The sequence below is a fragment of the Mesorhizobium sp. B2-3-10 genome (genome assembly GCF_006442275.1).
GTDB classification, from domain to species: domain Bacteria; phylum Pseudomonadota; class Alphaproteobacteria; order Rhizobiales; family Rhizobiaceae; genus Mesorhizobium; species Mesorhizobium australicum.
Window position 1 is genome coordinate 98,875 of record NZ_VFVT01000001.1, and the last position, 20,855, is coordinate 119,729.

The following is a 20,855-nucleotide window of genomic DNA, read 5'->3' on the forward strand; positions in this document are numbered from 1 at the left end:
ATACGACATGAAAACCATAATGTCGGCGGTATCGTCGGCCATTGGCTTGGCCCTATGTCTGGCCGTGACAGGCCATTCGCTTTCGACTATCGCTTTTGCCATGACGCTGCCGACTGACCCCGCCGCAAACCTTGCCTCTCTCATCCGCTGTGCCTCGGTGACACCAGCCGAAGGCGGCGCGCTGAGCGCGCTGGAGGCGATGCTGAAGCCGCTCGGCTTCCTGGTCGATCGGCCGGTGTTCTCCGAAGACGGCACGCCCGACATCGAGAACCTCTATGCACGGCGCTCCGGCAATGGCCCGCATCTGATGTTCGCGGGTCATACCGACGTGGTGCCGGTCGGCGACGAAGCCGCCTGGACGCATCCGCCTTTCGCCGCCGATATCGCCAACGGCGATATGTATGGCCGCGGCGCGGTCGATATGAAGGGCGGCATTGCCTGCTTCATCGCCGCGGTGGCGCGCCACGTCGAGGCGAATGGTGGCCCGAAGGGCTCGGTCTCGCTGCTGATCACCGGCGACGAGGAAGGGCCTGCCATCAACGGCACGGTCAAGCTGCTCGAATGGGCCGCGTCCAAAGGCGAGAAATGGGACGCCTCGATCGTCGGCGAGCCGACCAATCCGGACACGCTCGGCGACATGATCAAGATCGGCAGGCGCGGCTCGATGTCGGGTAGCATCACCGTCAATGGCCGCCAGGGCCATGCCGCTTATCCGCAGCTTGCCGACAACCCGGTGCGCGGCCTGATGAGCCTGGTGGACGCCTTGCTGCATCCCGTCTTCGACAAGGGAACCAAGGATTTCCAGCCGACCAACCTCGAGGTGACCTCCATCGATGTCGGCAACCCGGCCACCAACGTCATTCCCGCCAAGGCAACCGCCACCTTCAACATCCGCTTCAACGACAGCTGGACGGCCGAGACGGTCCAGGCGGAAATCCACAACCGCCTCGATCAGGCGGCTGGGCGCAAGAAATACCGGCCGGGCAAGAAGACGCCAGTCTACTATGAGCTGGTCTGGCGCGACCGGCCGAGCCACGTCTTCCTGACCCGCGACGACAGGCTGGTCGAGACGCTGAGCGGCTCGGTCAAGGCGGTGGTCGGCAAAAAGCCGGCGCTATCCACCTCCGGCGGCACATCGGATGCGCGCTTCATCAAGGATTATTGCCCGGTGGTCGAATTCGGCCTGGTCGGCAAGACCATGCACATGGTCGACGAGCGCGTGGCCATCGCCGATCTGGAAACGCTGACGCGGATCTACCAGCGCTTCATCGACGACTGGTTCGGACAGGGCTGATCAGCATGCTTTCGGCGGACGAAACCCAAGCTTCGCTGACCGGCGCCTGGCGGCTGATGCTCGGCAAGGCCGACGGCCTGCGCCTGCTCGACCTCACGGCCGACGGCTTCTGGAATTCGTTCTTCGCCATCATCGTCGCGGCACCGGCGCTGATCGTCGGCTGGGTGGGCATCGCCAACGAGATCGGCGATCCCGATGCCTTCGCCGGCCGCTTCAGCATGCTGGTGCGACTGGCGACGGTCGATATCGGCTCCTGGGTACTGCCGCTGGTGGCGCTCGCCTTGGTGGCGCGGCGCGCCGGCATCGGCGGGCGCTTCGTCCACTATGTCGTCGCCAGCAACTGGGCCTCGGCGATCACCGCCTGGCTGATGCTGCCTTCGGCGCTGATCAGGCTTTTCCTGTCCTCGGCAAGCCAGGTCTCGAGCCTTGTATCGCTGCTGTTATTTTCCCTGTCGATGGTGCTGACCTGGCGTATGACCAACGCGACGATCGGCAGGGGCGCTGCCTTCGGCACCGCCGTTTTCGTCGGCATGTTCGTCGCTTCGCTGCTGGTGCTGTTCGGACTGCAGATGCTGCTTGGCATCTCCGGGCCGGACGATGTCGGGGCCCAGAGCCTTTCCGGGCTTTATCCTGGATAGAAACCAGGATTCTACCCGGGAGAACCAGGGTTCTACCCGGGATAATCGACGCCGATGAGAAAAAGCCCGTCGGGCGGCGCTACCTGCCCGCAGGCGGCGCGGTTTCGCGCCTCGAGCGCCGCCTTGAGGTCGCCCGATGTCCAGCCGCCGTCGCCGACCCGCTTCAGCGAGCCGACCATCGAGCGCACCTGGTTGTGCAGGAAGGATCGTGCCGATGCCCTCACCTCGATCAGATCATCGCCCGCCCGGCTCACATCGAGCCGCTCCAATGTCCTGATCGGGCTGTTGGCCTGGCACTGCGTCGAGCGGAAGGTGGTGAAGTCGTGCCGGCCGAGCAGGAGCTTCGCCGCCTCGTGCATGGCGGCGGCATCGAGCCGCTTCGGTACCCACCACACCTTACCCTTCTCCAGCGCCGAGGGCGCCCGCCGGTTGAGGATGCGGTAGAGATAGTGCCGGCCGATGGCGGAGAAACGGGCATCGAAATCGTCCGGGACGATCGTGGCCTTCAGGATGACTATGCGCGCGCCGGCCGCCTGCAGGTGTGCATTGACGGCATCGCGCACCTTGTCGTCGGGCCACGCCCTGGCAAGGTCGACATGCGCCACCTGCGCGGTCGCGTGCACGCCGGCATCGGTGCGGCCGGCGGCGCGCAGCCGGACCGCCTCGCCGCAGAATTTCTCGATCGCCTGCTCGATCGCCTGCTGCACCGAAGGCTGGTCGGCCTGATGCTGCCAGCCGGCAAACAGGCTGCCGTCATATTCGATATCGAGGCGAAAACGCGGCATGCCGGTCGGCTATACGCCCCCGCCTAGGCGGCGAGAGCGGTGAAGGCGGAGGCGTAGACCAGCCTGCCGGATTCGGGAGCTTCGCCCCAGGCCAGCGCCTGCAGCGCCTCGCCCTGGTATTCGCTTTCGAACTTTTCTGCGCGGGCGTGGCTATAGCCGAAACGGCCGTAATAGGCCGGATCGCCCAGCACGACGGCCAGTGTCTCGCCGGCGTCCTTGAGCCGAATATGGGCCTCGCGGATCAACGCGCCGCCGATGCCGCTGCCATGGAAGGAAGGCTCCACCGCCAGCGGCGCAAGCGCCACGGCGGCAAAACTCTTGCCGCCGCTCTGAACGAACAGCCGTGAGAACAGGATATGGCCGACGGCCTGGCCGTCCTCTTCCGCCACCAGTTCGACGACGGCGTCACCGCCGGTCACCAACGCGTCGACCAGTCCGGCCTCCGTTTGCTGGCCGAAAGCGTGTTCCTCGACGAGGCGGATGGCCTCGCGGTCCCGCGGCGTCGCCGCGCGTATCGACATCATGCTCATGAGAATTTCAGTCCTTTTTCGATCTTGGCTCCGCGCAGGAATTCCGACGCGGCGGCGGGCTTTCCGCCCGCACGTTGAACTTCGACCAGCCTGACCGCGCCTTTTCCGCAGGCGACTGTCAGCCGGTCATCGAGAATTCCTCCCGACTCGCCCAAATCTTCCGAAGGCGACACGCCTTCGGATAGTGTCGAGCGAAGCAGTTTCAGCCGTTCCATACGGCCGCCAATTTGAATCTCGGACCAGGCGCCGGGAAACGGCGACAGGCCACGAATGTGATTGTGAACCTCGGCCGCGGGCCGTGTCCACTCCACGCGCGTCTCGGATTTATCGATTTTCCTGGCGTAAGTCACCCCTTCGGCCGCCTGCGCGGTAAATGCCAGGGTGTTCTGTTCCAGCCGCGCCAACGCTTCCACCATCAGGGCAGCGCCGACACTCATCAACCGATCATGCAGATCGCCGGCTGTCATATCGGGGCCGATGGCGCATTTTTCAACCAGTCCCACCGGGCCGGTATCCAGCCCCGCCTCCATGCGCATCACCATCATGCCGGTCTCGGTATCTCCAGCCATGATGGCGCGCTGGATCGGCGCGGCGCCACGCCAGCGCGGCAAAAGCGATGCGTGGCCGTTGACGCAGCCAAGCCGGGGTGCGTCAAGAATTGCCTTGGGCAACAGCAATCCATAGGCGACGACCACGGCGATATCGCCGCCGAGGTCGGCAAAAGCGGCCTGCTCGGCCTCGCTTTTCAACGATGCCGGCGTTCGCGCCTCGATGCCAAGCCGCCCGGCCTCGCGCTGCACCGGTGACGGCGTCAGTTCCAACCCGCGCCGGCCGGCGGCGCGCGGTGGCTGCGTGTAGACGGCTGAAATCTCGTGGCCAGCCTCGGCGATGGCGCGCAGCGTCGGCACCGAAAACTCCGGCGTGCCCATGAAGATGACGCGAAGGGGCATTGCCCTATCCCACCAGCTTGCCTGGCGCCTTGTCCCTGGCGAGCTTCTTGAACTTCTTCACCACCATGTCGCGCTTCAGCTTCGAGATGTGGTCGATGAACAGCACGCCGTTGAGGTGGTCGATTTCGTGCTGCAGGCAGGTTGCCATCAGCCCCTCGGCCTCGATCTCCTGCAGCTTGCCGTCACGGTCCAGATATTTGACCCTCACCGAAGCCGGGCGCTCGACCTCGGCATAGTAATCAGGGATCGACAGACAGCCTTCCTCGTAGACGGACCGCGCGTCGGCGCTTTCGAGAATTTCCGGGTTGATGAAGACGTGTGGCGCCGGGGTTTCGTCTTCCTTGGCGAGATCGATCACCAGCATGCGCAGAGGCTCGCCGACCTGGATTGCCGCCAACCCGATGCCGGGTGCGTCATACATGGTCGCCAGCATATCGTCGGCCAGTTTGCGCACCGGCGCATCGACGCGCTCCACCGGCTTGGAGACCTGGCGCAGGATGGGATCGGGAAGAATGATAAGCGGCTTGATCGGCATGGCGTTTCACCTAAGACCTCAATAGAAAGGCGTCAACCGGTGCGCCTGCGCCTCGTTCACGTTTTGATCTGTGCCAGACCGCCGAATCGGCTATGCTGTCCACATGAATGATCTGAGCACCATCCTTTCGGAGCCCGTCGCGCGGCTCGGCGCCTCGACAATCACGCTCGGCCACGTCTTGGCCGTCGCCACATTGCTGTTTCTCGGCTTGTTCGTGGCGCTCGTCATCGCGCTGTGGCGCTCGGCCAAGGCGCGCGCGGTCGCCGCGGCGGAAGCCGCCGACCATGCCCGCGACGCCGAGGCGCGGATGGCCGGCATTCTGCAATCCCAGGCCGAGATGCAGGGCCGCATGGGCGCCATCGCCGAAGTGTTCGGCGCCCGCCAAGCCGAATTGACGCAGTCGATCGGCCAGCGACTCGACGCCATGACCGGCCGCATCGGCCAGACCATGACCGAGCAGACCAAGTCCACACATGAGAGCCTGGCGAAACTGCAGGAGCGGCTGGCGGTCATCGACACCGCGCAAGGCAACATCCAGTCGCTGGCCGGCCAGGTCGTGCAGCTGCAGGCGATCCTCTCCAACAAGCAGACGCGCGGCGCCTTCGGCCAGTCGCGCATGGAGGCGATCGTCGCCGACGGCCTGCCGCACGGCGCCTACGAATTCCAGGCGACGCTGTCGAACGGCAGCCGGCCGGACTGCCTGGTGAAAATGCCGAACGGCGCACCGTCGCTTGCCATCGATGCCAAATTTCCCCTGGAAGCGTGGAATGCCATCCGGGCCGCCGATAACGCCGACCTGCAGAGGGTCGCGGCCCAGGCCTTCCGCCGCGATATCGAGGTCCATATCCGCGACATTTCGGAAAAATACCTGCTCCAGGGCGAAACCCAGGACACCGCCTTCATGTTCGTGCCGTCGGAATCGGTGTTCGCCGAAATCCACGAGAATTTCGAAGCGGTTGTCCAGAAGGCGCACCGTGCCCGCGTCATCATCGTCTCGCCTTCGCTCTTGATGCTGTCGATCCAGGTCATCCAGGCGATCCTCAAGGATGCGCGCATGCGCGAGCAGGCGCATCTGATCCAGGGCGAAGTCATCAGGCTGATGGAAGACGTCCAGCGTGTCGACGAGCGGGTGCGCAAATTGCAGGGCCATTTCGGCCAGTCGGCCAAGGACATCGAAGACATACTCGTCTCGACCTCGAAAGTGACCAAGCGTGGCCAGAAGATCGAGGCGCTGGAATTCGGAGAAGGCGAGCCCGACGCCCCGCGCGGCGGCGCCCCTGCCAAGGTGGAGGCCGCACCGCGCGCTGCCGATTCAAAGACCGGGCAGCTGAGATTGAGGGTCGTCGAAGGCGACGACTGAACGCTACTGCTCTTCGACCGTCGTCATACCCTCGAATTCCGGAAGCCAGTGCAGCGCCGACCGATGCCATTTCTGGTGTCTCGGGACCAGGTTCTGGCGCTGCCGCGAGGTCCCGACCCTGATCCCATAGACCTTCGGACCGTCGCCGACCGATGTCGCATAGAGATGCGAGCCGCAGTCGGCACAAAAAGCCTGCGTTCGCTTGGCGCCGCTCGCCACGGTCTTGATGTAGATCTTCGGTTCGCCGCTGGTGATCCGGTAGTGATCCTCCGTCGCAGGAACGGTAACGCGAAATGCCGTACCGGTCAGTTGCTGGCAATCGGTACAATGGCAGACCGAGGTCTTCTCCGGGTCGACCTCCGCCTCGTAGGTGATGGCGCCACAATGGCAGCCGCCGTCGATCTTCATTGTCATTCCTCCAACTTCGATCGGCTGATTTTAGCGGCACGGAGACCCGAGGCAACGGCGGGGCGCTGGTCCAGAGGCCAGAATCCCGAAAAGTGCACCGCAGTGTCGCAAAAGTTCGTACTCGAATCTATCCGGACGCGGATTCGATCAGCTTGCGCCGCTTTTCCCAGGTGCCTGACGTCTGCGGCTTGACGAACAGCCGCGTGATCTCAGGCATCTCCTTCTTCAACCGCGCCTCGATGCGCTCGACACAGGCCTCGATCTCCGGCGCCGACAAATGGTCCTCGAATTCGATGCTCAGGCCGGCGACGATTTCTTCCGGACCCATATGCACCGTCAGCACGCCGTTCGCCCGCTGCACCGCCGGATCCTGCTGGACGATCGCCAGCACCTTCCTCTGCACCTCGGGTGAGGCCGGCTCGCCGATGAGCAGGCCCTTGCTTTCACGCGCCAGGAAGATTGCCGTCGTGCCGAGGATGAGCGAGATGCCGATCGAGGCGGCGCCGTCGAGTTCGGGCATCTCGAAAATCTCCGCCGCCAATATGCCGGCAAAGGCGACGGCCAGGCCGAGAAGGGCGGCACTGTCTTCGAACAGCACGGTATAGACGCTCGGATCCTTGCTCGATTGCACGGCTTGCAGCCAGCCCTGCTTGCCCTTCTGCTTGCGGAATTCCTTCAGCGCCACCAGCCAGGAGCTGCCTTCGAACAGGAAGGACAGGCCGAGAACGATGTAGTTCACCCTAGCGTTGGCGACCGGCTCCGGCGCCATGATGTGGATGATGCCCTCGTAGAACGACACGCCGGCGCCCAGCGCGAAAACCAGAAGGGCGACGATGAAGCTCCAGAAATAGAGTTCACGGCCATGGCCGAGCGGGTGCGAGCTGTCCGCGGGGCGTGCCGCCCGGTGCATGCCGTAGAGCAGCAGGCCGCCATTGCCTGTATCGACCAGCGAATGCACGCCTTCCGACAGCATGGCCGAACTGCCGGTGAAAAAGGCGGCGGCGAATTTGGTCAACGCTATGGCGAGATTGCCGGCGAGCGCCGCGTAGATAACCGTTCTGGAGCCGCCGTGTCCAGCCATGCAGGTTCTATCCCCTTCGAGGCAGTGTAGCGGCTCTGCCGCGGAGTTGCACAGCCATCACAACGCGCCAATCGTCGGGTCGTTCAATGTGTTCGAAACCTGCTGGCGGGAAGGCCAGCTATTCCTGGATCTCGTCGGTCCACACTTTGAAGCCCGCAAGCAACCCTGGCCCGAAGATATGGGTTAGCGGCACATCCGCCGCGTCGCGGCCGGAGGCGATCAGGATGCGGCCGATGCGTGGCGCGTTGTTGCGCGGATCGAAAGCGTGCCAGCGGCCGCCGAGATAAACCTCCATCCAGGCGCAGAAATCCATGCTCGCCCAAGGCTTCGGCATGCCGATGTCGCTGATGTAGCCTGTGCAGTAGCGCGTCGGGATATTGAGTGCCCGGCAAAACGTGACGGCAAGATGCGCGAAATCGCGGCACACGCCGCTCCGTTCGCGCCAGGCTTCCGCGGCGGTGCGCGTCACCCGTGCGTTGCCGTAGTCGAAGACGATGTGGTTGTGGACGAAATCGCACACCGCCTGCACGCGCGGGATGCCTGATGGCATATGGCCGAACAGCCGCCATGCCTCGCTTGCCAAGAGGTCGCTTTCGCAAAACCGGCTGGGCAGCAGGAACAGCAGCGTTTCAGCCGGCAGGTCGCGCACCTCATGCTGCCACGCCATCAACTCGCCCATCTCGAACGTGCCGGAGTCGCGGATCACCGCATCCGTACCGAAAGTGAAACGCCCGGGCGGGGCGACGAGCCGGTTGCACCAGTTGCCGAAACTGTCGCGATAACTCTCAATCGGCACTGGCGGGTTGGAGGTCAGGAAATCCGGACGCTCAAGATCGGAGGCGCGGGAATAGTGGACATTGAGCATTGCGATGAGCGGCGTTTCCTGCGGAAAGTCGAAGCTCATCTCGCAGCCGATATGGATCCGCATTGTCGTCCTGACGGGCCTGCCTGACGATCACCCGGCGGTGCACGGGTCGATGCTGCAGTGCGAAGACAAGCATGGCATGGACTGCCGGGGTTTACGAGCAAATTAGAAAACCGGTTGAAAGCGGCCTGCCGTCGCTGGCAGCAGGCACTCGGCTCTTGCAGTCTGGCGTTTGTCTTGTTTCACTCCGTTTCCCGCAACTGGAGGAACGAATCATGGCTAAAGGTGCGATGAAGGCAGGCAAGGAAGCCCGCAAACCAAAGAAAGACGCCAAGAAGCCTGTAGCCGCTCCGGCCCTGAAGGCGCCGCCGGTCAAGGCGACGAGGATCAAGGAAAAGTAGATATCGCCAAGCGTGCATGGATTTCACCGGCGGCGTCCGACATGCCGCCGGCGAATTGTTGATTGGGCGTTCAGACACCCTATATCGACGATGCGGGGACGACCTCGCATTTCCCGAAATCCGGTTGGGACGGCCCGCCCACTGTTTGATTGAGCATCCGAAGACCTTTCGGCCGGATGTTCTGGATGGAGCGTTCCGATGCCATGGATTCTTCTGTTCTTCGCCGGCCTGTTCGAAATCGGCTGGGCGATCGGGCTCAAATACACCGACGGCTTCACCAGGCTTGTTCCGACCGTGCTCACGGTCGCGTCGATGATCGTCAGTTTGACCTTGCTTGGCCTGGCGCTGAAGACCCTGCCTGTCGGCACAGCTTATGCGGTGTGGACCGGTATCGGCACCGTCGGCACGGCGCTGCTCGGCGTCTGGCTGCTGGGCGAGCCCGCGACGGCGATCAGGCTTGGCTGCATCGCGCTGATCGTCTGCGGCATCATGGGGCTGAAACTCGCGGCCTGAACGGCCCTGTCCACCGGCCGACGCTATCGACCGAGCTGACATCCATGAATCGACGTCCCTGGATGCAGGGAGGCTTCCCGTGGGCAACACCGACAAGCGCGAAAAAGGGCCGCGCCTTGGCGCGTCCCTCATTCATCATCCATCGAGGCGAGTGCGCTGTTAGCGACCCGTAAAGCCGGGCGGTGTCCTGCCGGTGCGCTGCTTGCGTGCCGCATAGCGTGCGTCGCGCTTTGCCTTGCGCTCGGCTTCATCGGCAAGCAAACGAGCGATACGCTCGTTCTCTTCAGCTTCCCGAAGCTTGGCATCCGCTTGCGCTGCCTCTTCGGCGGCAATGCGCGCAGCTTCGGCTGCTGCCTCACGCTCGGCTTTCTCAATCGCCTCGCGTGCCAGCTTTTCCTGCTTCAGCTTGGCCTTCTCGGCCTCGCGGATCTCACGAGCCGCAAGGATCGCCTTGCGTTCTGCCTGTCGTGCCAGCACCGCGGGATCGTCTGCTGCCGGCTTTGACTTGAAGCGCTCCAGAAGCGCCTTCTTTGCCTCGGTCGCGGCATTGCGCCGCTCGAAAATGTCTTTTTCCCTGTAGATAGCCAAGTCCACTTCCTTGAAGTCTATTCGCGACGCTTACATACGCGCGAAAACCGGGAGTTCAAGCGCCAAAACGGCATGCCAGCCATGAAATTCCGGGATGTTGCACCCGGGAGACGCATTTTCCGTCGAAATCGACATGCACTGTTCACCAGCCAGCCTCTGGCGGCGCGACGGACGCGTCGCTACCTCTGGAGCATGATGCCGAAAAGGGGAAAGCGGTTTTCGGACGATATCATGCTCTATCTATCTCTTCGATTTAGGGTCGGATTCAGATTTCAGGTCGAACAGAGCTGAAATCATCCGACCCTAGCGCAACAATCAACACACTGGGATGACATCCAAATGGAACTCGGCCTCTACACTTTTGCCGATGTGAGCCCTGTGCCGGGTCCCGGCGCCATCGGTCCGCATGAGCGGCTGCGCAACCTGATCGAGGAGATCGAACTTGCCGACCAGGTCGGGCTCGACGTCTTCGGCCTCGGCGAACACCACCGGCCGGACTATGCCGCCTCGGCACCGGTCGTGGCTTTGGCCGCGGCGGCGGAGCGTTCGAAGCGCATCAAGCTGACCAGTGCGGTGACGGTATTGTCCTCCGACGATCCGGTGCGCGTTTTCCAGCAGTTTTCCACGCTCGACCTTCTGTCGGGCGGCCGCGCCGAGATCATGGCTGGGCGAGGTTCGTTCATCGAATCCTTCCCGCTGTTCGGCTACAACCTCGAGGACTATGACGAGCTGTTCGCCGAAAAGCTCGACCTGCTGCTGGCCATCCGCGATCAGGTGAAGGTTACCTGGTCGGGTAGGCTGCGCGCGCCGATCAACGATCGCGGCGTCTATCCCAGGCCCTTCCAGGACAGGCTGCCGGTCTGGATCGCCATTGGCGGAACGCCGCAATCGGCCGCTCGGGCGGGCGCGCTCGGCCTGCCGCTGGCGCTTGCCATCATCGGCGGCGAACCGGCGCGCTTCGCGCCGCTGTTCGACCTCTACCGTGAGGCCGCCAAGCGCGCTGGCGGCGATCCGACGGGGTTGGCGACCAGCATCAACGTGCATGGCTTCATCGCCGACACGACCGAGCAGGCGGCGGACGACTTCTACGGCCCCCAGGCCGAGGTGATGAACCGCATCGGCCGTGAGCGCGGTTGGGGTCCGACATCGCGTGCGCATTTCGACCAGTCGCGTGGTCCCGACGGCGCGCTGTTCGTCGGCAATCCGGAGCAGGTGGCGGAAAAGATCGTGACCCAGCACAGGGTGTTCGGTAATGACCGCTTCCTGCTGCAGATGGCGATCGGCACCATGCCGCACGCCAAGATCATGAAGGCGATCGAGCTCTACGGCACCAAGGTGGCGCCAATCGTACGCAAGGAAACCGCGAAATCCGCGCCGACCGTGGCGGCGCCTGTCGCGCGGACTTAATGGGGCCGCAAGCCTCGTTCCATGAGCCCTGGATGAGGGTGCTATCGGGTTGCCCGGTGCAAGGCCGCATCCATCATCGCGGCATGATGGATTTCGGTCGCCTCGTCGGCTGGGAACATGCATGCAATGCGCAGTTCCTGGGCGGCGACGGTTTGGGGGGTGCCGACCGGCCTGCTCCCGTACCAGGCCCGCCACCTGCCCGGACTCAATTACACGGCATGTAGTCGTGGAACGCTTGCAGCCGAGCCGTCGGTTTGAGCTGTATTGACGGCGCCGCCGCTCGAAGGCGGCCACGCCGTCAGCGCCGGCTAACGGAACCTTGAAGCCGCGCTGGCGTTTCCGTCTGCGGATTGCATCAGTTGTGATGTGCCCGCCGAGGGGATCGCGATGAAGGCCGAACCCACCGCTTTGGGCGCAGGCGTTGCCGAAGCCGAAGAATCGCGAGTGGCGGCGCGTGCAGATACGCGTCTCATGCGCTCGTTGCTCATCGGTATCTTCCTGTTCATGACCGTCTATGCGCTCTATTTCGCGCGCGCTTTTTTCATGCCGGTCATCTTGGCCTTCCTGCTGGCGCTGACGCTGACCCCGATCGTGCGGCTGCTGCGCAAGCGCGGCATTCCCGAAGTGGTTTCGGCGACGCTTCTGGTGCTTGTGTCGATCTTCGTCTTCGCAAGCGCCGGCTATGTGCTCAGTGGGCCTGTCATCGATCTCATCAACAACACATCGTCCATCGGCCAGCAGCTGACCGAGCGATTGGCGCAGTTGCGACGGCCGCTCGAGAGGATCATGGACATCGCGCACCAGATCGAAGGGCTGACCGAGACATCGCAGGAACCGGGTGTGCAAAAGGTCGCGGTAGCGCAGTCCGGCTTCTTCTCGTCGGCGGCGAGCAACATCCTGTCGGCTGGGACAAGCCTGACCATCATCTTCGTGCTGTCGCTGTTCCTGCTCGCCTCGGGCACGATGTTCTACGAGAAGATCATCCAGTCCTTCGCCAGCCTCACCGAAAAGAAGCGGGCGCTGCGCGTCGTCTACGACGTCGAGCGGGAAATCTCGCACTATCTGCTCACCGTCACCATCATCAACACCGGCCTCGGCACGGTCATCGGCCTCGGCCTGTGGGCGCTCGGCATGCCCAATCCGTTGGTCTGGGGCGCGGCGGCCGCCCTGCTCAATTTCCTGCCCTATGTCGGGGCCATGATCACGCTTGTCCTGGTCACCGTCATCGCGCTCATCACCTTCGACACGATCGCCTATGCGCTGTTGGCGCCTGCTTTCCTGGTTTTGTGCGACATCATCGAAGGCCAGTTCGTGACGCCGATGGTGGTCGGGCGGCGGCTCGAGATCAACGCCGTGGCGATCTTCATCGCCATCGCATTCTGGTCATGGCTGTGGGGCTTCGTCGGCGCGCTGATGGCGGTGCCGCTGCTGGTCGTCGTCAAGGTGTTCTGCGATCATTTCGAGAGCCTCAGCCATGTCGGCAACTTTCTCGCCGCCCAACACACCGCGGTCGTTGAGGACGAAGCCGACGAGCAGGACGCCGCGGCAGCCGGATAACCGGCGCACGGTTTGCGACGGCGGGATCGAATGCCTATATCCGGCCGATCAGTGCCCGGTGCCCTTCCCGATGAACGACGTTCCCTTCGACCTCGACGCCTATTTCGCCCGGATCGGCCATGCCGGTTCCGGGCACGCTTCGCTCGACACGCTGAAGACGCTTCATTTCCTGCATCCGCAGGCGATCCCGTTCGAGAATATGGATCCGTTTCTGGGACGCCCGGTCCGATTGGATGTCGCCTCGCTGCAGGGCAAGATCGTCCTTGGTGGGCGTGGCGGCTATTGCTTCGAGCACAATCTCGTCTTCATGCACGCGCTGAAGGCGCTCGGCTTCAAGGTCGGCGGCCTTGCCGCGCGTGTGCTTTGGGGTCAGAGCGAGGACGCCATCACGGCGCGTAGCCACATGCTTTTGCGCGTCGAACTTGACGGCCACACCTATATCGCCGACGTCGGATTCGGCGGCCTGACGCTTACGGCGCCGCTGCTGCTGAAGCCCGGCCGGGAACAAAAAACGCCGCACGAGACATTTCGCATCGTCGAGGCCGGCGATCATTTCCGCCTGCAGGCCTTGATCGGCGGCGACTGGCGCTCGCTGTATCGCTTCGACCTGCAGCCGCACTATGAGGTCGACTATTCCGTCGCCAATTACTTCCTGTCGAACAACCCGGCATCGCATTTCCTCACTTCCGTCATAGCGGCCCGCGCCGCACCCGACCGGCGCTATGCGCTGCGCGGCGATCGCCTATCGATCCATCACGTCGATGGCCGCACCGAGCAGAAGCAGATCGCCACCGCCGCCGAACTTGCCGACACGCTGGAAGGCCAGCTCGGCATCACCATTCCCGACCGCGAGGCCTTCGAGGCCCAGGTGCGCGAGAAGAAGATCGTGGAGACCAGTATATGACCGAACTGTCCGTTCTCGACCTGTCGCCGATCGTCGAAGGCAGCGATGCCTCGCAATCGCTCGCCAATTCGCTCGATCTCGCCCGCCACGCCGAGCGGCTGGGCTACAAGCGCTACTGGCTGGCCGAACATCACAATATGCCGGGGATCGCCAGTGCGGCCACATCGGTCGTCATCGCCCATGTCGCCGGCGGCACCAAAACCATTCGTGTCGGCGCCGGCGGCATCATGCTGCCCAACCATGCGCCGCTGGTGATCGCCGAGCAATTCGGCACGCTCGCCGCCCTGTTTCCTGGCCGCATCGACCTTGGCCTCGGTCGCGCTCCCGGCACCGACATGAACACGGCGCGCGCGCTGCGGCGCAATCTCGAGGCCGGCGCCGACAATTTCCCGCAGGATGTCGTAGAGCTGATGGGCTATTTCCTGCCGGCCGAGGAAGGCCAGCGTCTGCGCGCCGTGCCCGGCGAGGGCCAGACGGTGCCGATCTGGATTCTTGGGTCGAGCCTCTACGGCGCGCAGCTCGCCGCCATGCTCGGCCTGCCCTACGCCTTCGCCTCGCATTTCGCGCCGGCGGAACTCGATCATGCGCTGGACATCTACCGCTCGCGCTTCCAGCCGTCGGAGCAGCTCGAAAAGCCGCATGTCATGCTCGGCCTCAACGTCTTCGCGGCACCCACCGACGCCGAGGCGCGGCTGCTGTTTACCTCGCTGCAGCAGGCCTTCGTCAATCTGCGCACCGGCAGGCCCGGAAAATTGCCGCCCCCGGTCGAGAACTATGACCGGGATCTCGACCCTATGGCCAAGTCCATGCTCAGCCAGGCGCTGTCCTGCGCCGTCGTCGGCTCACCGGAAACAGTCCGGCAAGGCATCGATGCGTTCGTGCGCCGCACCGGCGCCGACGAGCTGATGGTCACGGCGCAGATATCAGACCACGCCGCTCGCGTGCGTTCCTTCGAGATTTTGGCCGAGGCGCATAGATCGTTGTCGCAAGCGGCCTGAAACAGGCGGCCTGGAGCTTTTGCCGACGTCGATGCTCTGCTAAGTGCGGGTATCCTTCGCAACTGCGAGCCTTGCCTTGCCCCATGACCTCGATAGACGCGAGCAGTTTGCCATCGACCTGGCGCGGCGGGCCGGCGAACTCGGCCTGAAATATTTCCGCGATCTCGACAGCCTGACCATCGAGAGCAAAGGCCATCAGGACCTGGTCTCGCAGGCCGACCGCGAGGTCGAGCTGTTCATCCGCGCGGCAATCGCCGCCGACTATCCGCAAGACGGCATTATCGGCGAAGAGCACGCCTCGGTCGCCGGCTCGACCGGCCATGCCTGGGTCATAGACCCCATCGACGGCACCGCCAATTTCGTACGCGGCATTCCGGCCTGGTGCGTGGTGATCGCTTGCGCAAGAAATGGCGAGACGATCGTCGGCGTCATCCACGAGCCGTCGACCGGCGAGACCTTCCACGGAAGGCTGGGCGGCGGCGCCTTCGTCAACGGCAAACCGATCAAAACGAGTGCGGCCAGCAGCCTGCAAGAGGGCTCGGTGGGCACCGGCTTCTCAAACCGGGCCGAAGCCGAGAACATCGCCGTGCTGATCAAGAAGATCCTGGCCGAGGGCGGCGTCTTCTTCCGCAACGCGTCAGGCGCGCTGATGCTTGCCTATGTCGCCTCGGGCCGGCTGCTTGGCTATGTGGAAGAACACATGAACCCCTGGGACTGCCTCGCCGGCATGCTGCTGATCGAGGAGGCCGGCGGCACTGTGCTGAAGGCGGATCCGAAGACAGTGCTGCAGAGCGGGACGCAAATTATCACCGGCGGCAAAGGCATCTTTTCGAAGCTGCAGGAACTGTGTTCCGGGGTCTTCACGCCCTGATCAAATCCCGAGAATTGCCCGAAAACCGCTTCACACTTTCGGCATGCTCAGGCGCTCACGCTCTGCACCACTGTCCCCAGCGGGCGGCATGAATTGCGGATCATCAAACGGCCCTTGAGGACGAGCTTGCGTGGCGGCGCGTCCCTGTTGCCAGCGAGACGGTCGAGCAGCAGATTCGCCGCCTGTTCGCCGATCGCCTGCACCGGCTGCGCCACCGTCGTCAGTTGCGGCTGGAACACGTCGGACCAGGGAAAATCGTCGAAGCAGGCTACCGAAATGTCCTCCGGACAGGACAGGCCGATGTCGCGGATCGCCTTCATCGTGCCGATCACCATCGGGTTGTTGGCCGAGAAGATGGCGCTTGGCCGCTCATGCAGCGACAGCAGCTGCATGGTCGCGTTGTAGCCGTCGATCTCGTGGAAATTGCCGGAACGAACCAGTTCCTCGGCCACCGGCAAGCCGGCGGCCTGGAGCGCCTCGCAATATCCGGTCATCCGGTCATGCATGGGTGAAATATCCGAGGTGCCGGTAATGTAGCCAATCCGCCGATGGCCGAGATTGATCAGATAGCTGATGGCGTCGAACACCGCGCGCTGGTTGTCGAGAACCACGGCGTCGGTGTCGACGCCCTCGCACAGACGGTCCAGCAACACGACCGGCACATTGGCGTCGACGACGATCCGCTCGAGGATCGCACCGCCACCGACGCGCGCCACGATCAGCCCGTCGACCATGCGGTCGAGCAGCAGCCTGATCTGGTCGTCCTGGGTGTTCAAATCCTCGTCGGTGCAGCACAGCATGACGGCATAGCCGGCGCGGTCGAAGGCCTGCTGGATCACCGAAACGACGGCGGTGAAGAATGGGTTGGTGATGTGCGGGACGGTCAGGCCGATGGTGCGGGTCGTGCCCATCTTCAGGCTGCGGGCGATGGCGTTGCGCTTGTAGCCGATATCGCGGATTGCCTGTTCGATACGCTGGCTGAGTTCCGGGCTGACGGTCGCCGTACCATTGATCAGCGCCGACACGGTGGCGACCGAAACACGCGCGGCCTCCGCCACGTGAAGCATGGTGGGCGCGGTGGATTTGCGCTGTTTTTTTCGCCCTGACGCTGTCATTTTCGAAACGTTTCGTCCCCCCTCTGCCGCCAATACCTACGGAATCCTGTCTTTTTAAGCAAGAATCGAAATGCATCAAACTTCTGGCACCTGATATCGGCTTGACACTATCGAAACGTTTAGATTAGCGTTTGCCTGGAGTTGACGACGACGGAAGGGAGGCCGCCATTGTCATGCAAGAGAGCAGTTCCCCTTCTTCGACGCGCAATGCGGCATCGGATCGGCCGGACATCGTTCTGAGCGCCGAGCACATTTCCAAGAGCTTTGGCGGCATCGCCGCGCTCGTCGATGTCGGCTTCGAACTGCGACGCGGCGAGGTCCATGCCCTGATGGGCGAGAACGGCGCCGGCAAATCGACGCTGATGAAGATCCTCTCCGGCGTCTATACCGGCTATGAAGGCACGGTCAGCGTCGATGGCCGGCCGGTCGGCTTCGCCGGCGTGCGCGACGCCGAGGATGCCGGCATCGCCATCATCCACCAGGAACTCAACCTGGTGCCGGAGCTCAGCGTCGCCGACAACATCTTTCTTGGCCGTGAAAAGCTGATCGCCGGGCTGATCGTCGACCGCAAGGCGAGCAGCCGCGCGGCAAGCGCCCTCCTGCAGCGGCTCGGCATCGAACTCGATCCGGACGCTCGCGTCGGCGCCTTGCGTGTCGGCGAACAGCAACTGGTCGAGATCGCCAAGGCGCTGTCGATGTCGGCGCGCATCCTGATCATGGACGAGCCGACCTCGGCCCTGTCGCCGGCCGAATGCCAGCGGTTGTTCCGCATCATCGGCCAGCTTGCCGATAGCGGCGTCGCCATCGTCTACATTTCGCACCGCATCGACGAGGTGATGCATCTGGCCGGTCGCGTCACCGTCTTCCGTGACGGACGCCATGTGCTGACGCGGCCGATGGCCGAACTCGACGAAAACGCCATCATTTCGGCGATGGTCGGACGGGACCTGCTCGCATCCTCCCAAGGTGAGCGGGATCCCGGCGGCAGGACCGTGCTTTCGGTCAGCGACCTGTCGCTGTCGAAGCCCGACCGCCAGGGCTGGCGGCAGGTGGTCGGCGGCGTCAGCTTCGATCTGGCCGCCGGAGAAATCCTCGGCATTGGCGGGTTGCTGGGCTCAGGCCGCACCGAGATCATGGAAGCGATCTTCGGCTCGAGCGATGGCCGTGCCGGCGGCGAGATCCGGCTCGACGGCCAGCCAGTGGATATCCGCTCGCCGCGCGATGCAAGACGCCTCGGCATCGCGCTGGTGACCGAGGACCGCAAGACGCAGGGCTTGCACCTGCAGGCCTCGATATCGGACAATGTGGCGCTGCCGCTGGTCGGCGCGCTGGCGCGCTTCGGCATCCGCTCGCTCGCCGGCGAGCAGGGGCTGGCGCGGCAGGCGGTCAAGGCGCTCGGCATACGCTGCCGCGACATCGACCAGCCCGCCGGCACGCTGTCGGGCGGCAACCAGCAGAAGGTCGTCATCGGCAAGTGGCTGGCGACCAGGCCCAGGGTGCTGTTGCTCGACGAGCCGACGCGCGGCATCGATGTCGGCGCCAAGCGCGAAATCTACGACCTCATCTTCCGGCTGGCGCGCGATGGCCTGGCCATCGCCGTCATCAGCTCCGAGCTGCCGGAATTGCTGCATCTTTCCGACCGCATCCTGGTGATGGCCGACGGCCGCCAGACAGGCATCCTTTCGCGCGACGCGGCGAGCGAGGAGGCCATCATGCGCCTCGCGGCACCGCGCCGGACCCTATCGAGACCCGCCGCATGACCGCACTGAAACTCCTGTCCCGCACCAAGCTCTACTGGGGCCTGATCGCCATCTTCCTGATCGGCGTGCTGGGTTCGCCGGTGAGTTCCAAGGGCAACAACATCTTCCTCTCCTACGGCAATCTGCTCGACGTGCTGCGCCAGGTGTCGACCACCGGGCTGATCGCCACCGGCATGACGGCTGTCATCATCACCGGCGGCATCGACCTTTCCGTCGGGTCGCTGATGGCCATCTGCTCGGTGGTGTGCGCCATGCTGCTGACGGTTCCGGGCGTGACGCCCGGTGTCGTGCTCGGCGTGCCGACCGTCGCGCTGGTCGCGCTGTGCCTCGGCTTCGTCGTCACGCGCTTCACCTTCCTCAATGTGGAGAAGTCGCGCGCCGGCGCGGATGCCGCCGTTCGCGATGTCACGCTGGACACCGTTCGCGGGCTGGTCACGCCGGCAACCGTCGGCGTCGTCCTGTGCTGTCTTTCGCTGTGGTACCTGTTGCCGCAGATCGAGCCCAAATTCGGCGTTCTCGGCGTGCTGCTGGTGGCGCCCTGCGTCGGCCTGCTGTTCGGCGCCATCAACGGTTTCATCATCGTTGGCGGGCGGCTGCAGCCGTTCATCGTCACGCTGGCGATGATGGTGACGGCGCTCGGCATCGCCCGGCTCACCGCCGGCCAGAACAATGCCGTGCTGCCGGTCTATACCGGTTCCAACGCAACCGCCGATTTCGAGCTGCTGCGCTCGCTGGTGTTCGGCGTCATCCCGATGCCCGGCCTGTTCTTCCTCGGCGCCATTGTCATCTATGGCGCGGTGCTGCGCTTCACGCCCTTCGGCCGCTATGTCTATGCGATCGGCGGCAACGAGGAGGCGGCCAGGCTCTCCGGCATCGCCGCCGGCCGCGTCAAGATCGCCACCTATGCCATATCAGGCCTGCTCGCCGGAATCGCCGCGGTGCTCTACGTGGCGCAGTACCGGCAAGGCAAGCCGGATGCCGGCGCCGGGCTGGAACTCGACGCCATCGCGGCCGTGGTCATCGGAGGCACCAGCCTGATGGGCGGACGCGGCAGCCTGACAGGCACCTTCTGCGGCGTGCTGATCTTCGGGCTGCTGTCCAACATATTGCAGCTCCACAACATCAATTCGAACCTTCAGCTGGTGCTGAAGGGGGTGATCATCATCGGCACCGTGCTCGTGCAGGAGCGCAATGCCGGCGATCTCATGGCCTATCTGCGCCTGCCCGGGGCGGCGCACAAGGAAACGGCCGCCGCAAAACGGCCGTCGCAAGAGACACCGTCTCTCAATCTCGGAGGAAACAAGAAATGAAACGACGTGACATGCTGAAGCTTGCCGCACTCGGCGCGGCATTGCTGACCACCACGGCACTGCTCTCCACCGGCCATGCCTTCGCCCAGGACAAGAAGTGGAAGATCGGCTTTTCGCAGGTGACCACCATCGAGCCCTGGCGCGCCCAGTTCAACAAGGACATCATTGCCGAGGCCGCCAAGCATCCGGAGGTCGAGCTGATCATCACCGACGGCGAGGACAAGACGGAGAAACAGGTCGCCGACGTCGAGAACCTGATCCGCCAGGAAGTCGACGCGCTGCTGGTCTCGCCGAAAGAATCCGCCGGCCTGACCGGCGTCGTGCAGCAGGCGATCGACGCCAAGATCCCGGTCTTCGTGCTCGACCGCAATGTCGACACCAAGGACTACACGCAGTTCGTCGGCGGCGACAACAAGCTGATCGGCCGCGCGGCCGGCGAATACGCCGTCGAACTGCTCGGCGGCAAGGGCAAGGCAGCGGGCAATGTCGTCGAGATCTGGGGCGGCATGGGCACCCAGCCGGCGCATGACCGCCATGACGGCTTCCATGAATTCACCGACAAGGAACCGGGCATCAAATATTTGCTCGACCAGCAGTCGGGCGACTGGAAGCAGGACCAGGCCTACAATCTGATGGCCAACGCGCTGAAGACCAACGAGAAGATCGATCTCGTCTACGGCCACAACGACCCGATGGCCTACGGTGCCTATCTGGCCGCCAAGGATGTCGGCCGCGAGAAGGACATCAAGTTCATCGGCATCGACGGCCTGCCCAACGAAGGCGTGCAGATGGTGAACAAGGGCGAGCTGACGGCGACCTTCACCTATGTCACCCCAGGCGCGGAAGGCTTGCGCCAGGCGATCAAGTTCCTCAACGGCGAGAAGGTGGAAAAGACCATCACCTTGCCGACGCAGAAGATCACCAAGGAAAACGCCGCCCAGGTGCTGAAGGACAACGGCCTGTGAGTTTTCGCCGGAGATAAGCG

General features: G+C 63.9%; 22 protein-coding genes. 13 read left to right on the forward strand and 9 right to left on the reverse strand.

Translation table 11 applies throughout. The features are described from left to right. Positions 1-100: 100 nt before the first annotated feature. Positions 101-1,294 carry a succinyl-diaminopimelate desuccinylase gene (dapE, locus tag FJ943_RS00500; protein WP_140719209.1) on the forward strand — a complete coding sequence of 398 codons (1,194 nt, stop codon included), beginning with the start codon at positions 101-103 and terminating at the stop codon, positions 1,292-1,294. Between the two features lie 5 nt (positions 1,295-1,299). Further along, positions 1,300-1,932 carry a transporter gene (locus tag FJ943_RS00505; protein WP_140719211.1) on the forward strand — a complete coding sequence of 211 codons (633 nt, stop codon included), beginning with the start codon at positions 1,300-1,302 and terminating at the stop codon, positions 1,930-1,932. A gap of 32 nt (positions 1,933-1,964) precedes the next feature. Here FJ943_RS00505 and truA read toward each other — a convergent pair whose 3' ends face one another. Genes truA through def form a run of 4 tightly spaced genes read right to left on the reverse strand, consistent with a single transcriptional unit; the run spans position 1,965 to position 4,732 of the window. Next, positions 1,965-2,717, reverse strand: coding sequence for a tRNA pseudouridine(38-40) synthase TruA (gene truA / locus FJ943_RS00510; protein WP_140719213.1), 753 nt, complete (start codon positions 2,715-2,717; stop codon positions 1,965-1,967). Positions 2,718-2,740: 23 nt separating this feature from the next. After that, a complete protein-coding gene (locus tag FJ943_RS00515; protein WP_015314435.1) occupies positions 2,741-3,247 on the reverse strand; it encodes an N-acetyltransferase in 507 nt (168 codons plus the stop codon). Next, positions 3,244-4,197 carry a methionyl-tRNA formyltransferase gene (gene fmt, locus FJ943_RS00520; RefSeq protein ID WP_140719215.1) on the reverse strand — a complete coding sequence of 318 codons (954 nt, stop codon included), beginning with the start codon at positions 4,195-4,197 and terminating at the stop codon, positions 3,244-3,246. Before fmt ends, FJ943_RS00515 begins: the two co-directional genes overlap by 4 nt. A 4-nt stretch (positions 4,198-4,201) precedes the next feature. Beyond that, positions 4,202-4,732: a peptide deformylase gene (def, locus tag FJ943_RS00525; protein WP_015314437.1), complete on the reverse strand. Its 531-nt coding sequence runs from the start codon at positions 4,730-4,732 to the stop codon at positions 4,202-4,204. Between the two features lie 103 nt (positions 4,733-4,835). On the opposite strand from def, the gene FJ943_RS00530 reads away from it, so the two are divergent. Beyond that, positions 4,836-6,092, forward strand: coding sequence for a DNA recombination protein RmuC (locus tag FJ943_RS00530; protein ID WP_140719217.1), 1,257 nt, complete (start codon positions 4,836-4,838; stop codon positions 6,090-6,092). A 3-nt stretch (positions 6,093-6,095) separates the two neighbouring features. Here FJ943_RS00530 and FJ943_RS00535 read toward each other — a convergent pair whose 3' ends face one another. The 3 genes from FJ943_RS00535 to FJ943_RS00545 all read right to left on the reverse strand — a co-directional run bounded on the left by FJ943_RS00535 (position 6,096) and on the right by FJ943_RS00545 (position 8,509). Continuing rightward, positions 6,096-6,500: a GFA family protein gene (locus FJ943_RS00535; protein WP_140719219.1), complete on the reverse strand. Its 405-nt coding sequence runs from the start codon at positions 6,498-6,500 to the stop codon at positions 6,096-6,098. Between the two features lie 127 nt (positions 6,501-6,627). Beyond that, entirely contained in the window at positions 6,628-7,581 is a 954-nt protein-coding gene (locus FJ943_RS00540; RefSeq protein ID WP_140711717.1) for a cation diffusion facilitator family transporter, read from the reverse strand. 118 nt (positions 7,582-7,699) lie between these two features. After that, positions 7,700-8,509: a transglutaminase family protein gene (locus FJ943_RS00545; protein WP_140615238.1), complete on the reverse strand. Its 810-nt coding sequence runs from the start codon at positions 8,507-8,509 to the stop codon at positions 7,700-7,702. Positions 8,510-8,580: 71 nt separating this feature from the next. On the opposite strand from FJ943_RS00545, the gene FJ943_RS29520 reads away from it, so the two are divergent. Together FJ943_RS29520 and sugE are read left to right on the forward strand one after the other, a co-directional pair. Further along, positions 8,581-8,847 carry a hypothetical protein gene (locus FJ943_RS29520; protein WP_181174509.1) on the forward strand — a complete coding sequence of 89 codons (267 nt, stop codon included), beginning with the start codon at positions 8,581-8,583 and terminating at the stop codon, positions 8,845-8,847. Positions 8,848-9,045: 198 nt separating this feature from the next. Continuing rightward, the gene (sugE, locus tag FJ943_RS00555) at positions 9,046-9,360 is read left to right on the forward strand and encodes a quaternary ammonium compound efflux SMR transporter SugE (RefSeq protein WP_140711719.1); all 315 of its coding nucleotides are present in this window, start codon (positions 9,046-9,048) and stop codon (positions 9,358-9,360) included. A 159-nt stretch (positions 9,361-9,519) separates the two neighbouring features. Here the strand turns inward: sugE and FJ943_RS00560 are convergent, their stop codons facing one another. Then, the gene (locus FJ943_RS00560) at positions 9,520-9,948 is read right to left on the reverse strand and encodes a DUF6481 family protein (protein WP_015314444.1); all 429 of its coding nucleotides are present in this window, start codon (positions 9,946-9,948) and stop codon (positions 9,520-9,522) included. Positions 9,949-10,287: 339 nt separating this feature from the next. On the opposite strand from FJ943_RS00560, the gene FJ943_RS00565 reads away from it, so the two are divergent. From FJ943_RS00565 to FJ943_RS00590, 5 genes are all read left to right on the forward strand, one after another. Then, complete coding sequence (locus FJ943_RS00565; RefSeq protein ID WP_140719221.1) at positions 10,288-11,355, forward strand: LLM class flavin-dependent oxidoreductase; 1,068 nt, start codon at positions 10,288-10,290, stop codon at positions 11,353-11,355. 387 nt (positions 11,356-11,742) lie between these two features. After that, a complete protein-coding gene (locus tag FJ943_RS00575) occupies positions 11,743-12,912 on the forward strand; it encodes an AI-2E family transporter (protein ID WP_015314446.1) in 1,170 nt (389 codons plus the stop codon). 70 nt (positions 12,913-12,982) lie between these two features. Next, positions 12,983-13,816: an arylamine N-acetyltransferase gene (locus FJ943_RS00580; protein ID WP_140719223.1), complete on the forward strand. Its 834-nt coding sequence runs from the start codon at positions 12,983-12,985 to the stop codon at positions 13,814-13,816. Continuing rightward, on the forward strand, positions 13,813-14,814 hold the full coding sequence (locus tag FJ943_RS00585) for an LLM class flavin-dependent oxidoreductase (protein ID WP_140719225.1): 1,002 nt from the start codon (positions 13,813-13,815) through the stop codon (positions 14,812-14,814). The genes FJ943_RS00580 and FJ943_RS00585 overlap by 4 nt, the downstream gene beginning before the upstream one ends. Before the next feature lie 76 nt (positions 14,815-14,890). Beyond that, positions 14,891-15,685, forward strand: a complete 795-nt coding sequence (locus FJ943_RS00590; protein WP_140719227.1) for an inositol monophosphatase family protein — start codon at positions 14,891-14,893, stop codon at positions 15,683-15,685. 47 nt (positions 15,686-15,732) lie between these two features. On the opposite strand, the gene FJ943_RS00595 is transcribed toward FJ943_RS00590, so the two are convergent. Next, positions 15,733-16,752 carry a LacI family DNA-binding transcriptional regulator gene (locus FJ943_RS00595; protein WP_015314450.1) on the reverse strand — a complete coding sequence of 340 codons (1,020 nt, stop codon included), beginning with the start codon at positions 16,750-16,752 and terminating at the stop codon, positions 15,733-15,735. A gap of 221 nt (positions 16,753-16,973) precedes the next feature. Between FJ943_RS00595 and FJ943_RS00600 the strand changes: the two genes are divergently transcribed. The 3 genes from FJ943_RS00600 to FJ943_RS00610 are packed head-to-tail and all read left to right on the forward strand — an operon-like array spanning position 16,974 to position 20,835. Then, positions 16,974-18,560 carry a sugar ABC transporter ATP-binding protein gene (locus tag FJ943_RS00600; RefSeq protein ID WP_140719229.1) on the forward strand — a complete coding sequence of 529 codons (1,587 nt, stop codon included), beginning with the start codon at positions 16,974-16,976 and terminating at the stop codon, positions 18,558-18,560. Then, a complete protein-coding gene (locus tag FJ943_RS00605) occupies positions 18,557-19,870 on the forward strand; it encodes an ABC transporter permease (RefSeq protein WP_140719231.1) in 1,314 nt (437 codons plus the stop codon). The genes FJ943_RS00600 and FJ943_RS00605 overlap by 4 nt, the downstream gene beginning before the upstream one ends. Further along, positions 19,867-20,835 carry a substrate-binding domain-containing protein gene (locus FJ943_RS00610; protein WP_015314453.1) on the forward strand — a complete coding sequence of 323 codons (969 nt, stop codon included), beginning with the start codon at positions 19,867-19,869 and terminating at the stop codon, positions 20,833-20,835. The genes FJ943_RS00605 and FJ943_RS00610 overlap by 4 nt, the downstream gene beginning before the upstream one ends. The last annotated feature ends 20 nt before the right edge of the window (positions 20,836-20,855 follow it).